The following is a 2,722-nucleotide window of genomic DNA, read 5'->3' on the forward strand; positions in this document are numbered from 1 at the left end:
GTGATGGCGGGCACCTCGCCGCGTCGCGCGCTGTCCGAGCTGATGCGCCGCGGCACCAAGAACATGACCGGAGCCGACCGGCTGGCCGCGGAGGCCAATCGTCGGCGACGAGAATTGCTGCGCGAGAACAACTTAGACGGCACCCTGCAGGAGATCAAAAAGCTGCTCGACGATGCGGTGCTGGCTGAGCGCAAGGAATTGGCGCGCGCGTTGGACGACGACGCGCGCTTCGGGGAGCTGCAACTGGATGCGCTTTCGCCGTCGCCGGCCAAAGCCGTGCAAGAGCTTTCCGAATACGACTGGCGCAGCGACGAGGCGCGACAGAAGTACGAGCAGATCAAAGATCTGCTCGGTCGTGAGATGCTCGACCAGCGATTCGCCGGCATGAAGGAAGCGCTGGAAGGCGCCACCGACGAGGACCGTCAGCGCGTCAACGACATGCTCAACGACCTCAACGACCTGTTGGACAAGCACGCGAAAGGGCAAGATTCCCAACAAGATTTCCAGGACTTCATGGACAAGCACGGCGAGTTCTTCCCGGAGAACCCGCAGAATGTCGAGGAGCTGCTGGACTCGCTGGCCAAGCGGGCGGCGGCCGCTCAGCGGTTCCGCAACAGCCTGAGCCCGGATCAGCGCGCCGAGTTGGATGCGTTGGCGCAGCAGGCATTCGGCTCCCCGGCGTTGATGCAGGCGCTGGATCGACTTGACTCCCACCTGCAAGCGGCCCGGCCCGGCGAGGACTGGGACGGCTCATCGCAGTTCTCCGGCGACAACCCGCTGGGCATGGGTGAAGGCGCGCAGGCGCTGGCCGACATCGGCGAACTGGAACAACTCGCCGAGCAGCTGTCGCAGGCCTATCCGGGCGCGACGATGGACGACGTCGACCTCGACGCGCTGGCCCGCCAGCTCGGTGACCAGGCCGCCATCGACGCCCAGACACTGTCCGAACTCGAGCGTGCGCTGGTCAATCAAGGCTTCCTCGACCGAAGCTCGGATGGCCAGTGGCGGTTGTCGCCGAAGGCGATGCGGCGGCTCGGCGAGACAGCATTACGTGATGTGGCGCAGCAGCTTTCGAGCCGTCGCGGCGAGCGCGAACTGCGACGCGCCGGAGCCGCCGGTGAGCTGACCGGTGCAACCCGGCCCTGGCAGTTCGGCGACACCGAGCCGTGGAACGTCACGCGGACGCTCACCAACGCCGTCCTGCGGCAGGCCGGCACCCAGGCGGACAACCGAGAGTCGTCGATTCGCGTCACCGTCGACGACGTCGAGGTGTCCGAGACCGAGACCCGCACGCAGGCTGCGGTCGCGCTGCTGGTCGACACGTCGTTCTCGATGGTGATGGAGAATCGCTGGTTGCCGATGAAACGCACGGCGCTGGCGCTCGATCATCTGGTACGAACCCGATTCCGTTCAGATGCGTTGCAGATCATCGCTTTTGGCCGCTACGCGCGAACCGTGACCAGCGCGGAGCTGATGGGCCTGGAAGGCGTGTACGAGCAGGGCACCAACCTGCATCACGCACTGGCTTTGGCCGGGCGGCATCTGCGCCGGCATCCCAATGCGCAGCCCGTCCTGCTGGTGGTCACCGACGGTGAGCCGACCGCGCACCTGGAGGACACCGGCGACGGTAGGGGTGCCGCTGTGTTTTTTGACTACCCGCCGCATCCGCGGACCATTGCCAACACCGTGCGCGGCTTCGATGAGATGGCCCGGTTGGGCGCGCAGGTGACGATCTTCCGATTGGGCAGCGACCCGGGGCTGGCCCGTTTCATCGACCAGGTTGCGCGTCGTGTCGAGGGCCGAGTCGTCGATCCCGATCTCGACGGGTTGGGTGCGGCGGTGGTCGGTGACTACCTACGCAGCCGCCGGCGATAGTTCAACGGGTTAGCGCTGGGTCTTGCGGTTCTTCCGCCGGATACTGACGCCGCCCCACAGCGAGAAGCCGTGGATCCGCACGGTCGGCGCGCCGGGGGTGCCTTCGCCCGTGACGTTGTGGTCGAACCCACCCATCACGCCGTGCCCCTTGATCTCGACGTTGACTTCGGGCGGCAACAGGATGGTCTGCCCGCCCATGATCGAGGTCGCGTGGATCTCGACGTCGGTGGAGGTGAAGTCGGCGTAGCGCAGGTCGATCACGCCGCCACCCCACAGCGCGAACGTCGTCAGCTTCTTGGGGACATTCCAGCGGCCGCGCCGCTCGAACGCGCTCATGATGGCCAGCAGCAGCATCGAGGGCGCGGGCTTGGTGGCGCCCCCGCGTTGCGGACTCATCGACGACCCGAGCAGGTCCTCGCGCAGACGATCCAGTTCTTCGTAGGTCTTCGCCGCGTAGGCTTTGGTGAGGCGGTCTTCGTAGTCGCTCATCTGAAGTTGGCCCTGCGCGGCGGCGTCGGTGAGCAGCTGGGCTACCTGAATGCGATCGGTGTCGGCGGCACGCGTCGCTGCGTTCCGTAGGTCCTGCGCGCCTCGCTGCGCTGACTTCCTCATCAGTGACGAGCCTACGGCGAAGAAATTTTGCTGCAAGGTGTCTTCGCTAAACTGTTGCGCCACCCTCAGAATTCACTCAGGTGTGGTGGGGACTGTTCGCTTGCGGACCGCTGGGCGGCCCGTTCGGCGAGCCGGTCGTAGATGGATTCAGATCGCAGCGCGATCGCGACGAGCATCGCGATCGCACAGGCACCGAGCATGGGTGCCAACTGGTTGGTGTTGCCGGTCATTTCGG

At 65.9% G+C, this 2,722-nt stretch carries 2 protein-coding genes; one reads left to right on the plus strand and one right to left on the minus strand.

The window, feature by feature from the left end:
- The coding region (locus tag WAN02_RS03515) for a vWA domain-containing protein (protein ID WP_422262797.1) at window positions 1–1,875 on the plus strand (1,875 nt) is incomplete at its 5' end.
- A 9-nt stretch (window positions 1,876–1,884) separates the two neighbouring features.
- Here WAN02_RS03515 and WAN02_RS03520 read toward each other — a convergent pair.
- A complete protein-coding gene (locus WAN02_RS03520) occupies window positions 1,885–2,487 on the minus strand; it encodes a DUF1707 SHOCT-like domain-containing protein (RefSeq protein WP_422262798.1) in 603 nt (200 codons plus the stop codon).
- Window positions 2,488–2,722 lie beyond the last annotated feature (235 nt).

This window comes from Mycobacterium sp., from assembly GCF_049281135.1.
Taxonomy (GTDB): domain Bacteria; phylum Actinomycetota; class Actinomycetes; order Mycobacteriales; family Mycobacteriaceae; genus Mycobacterium.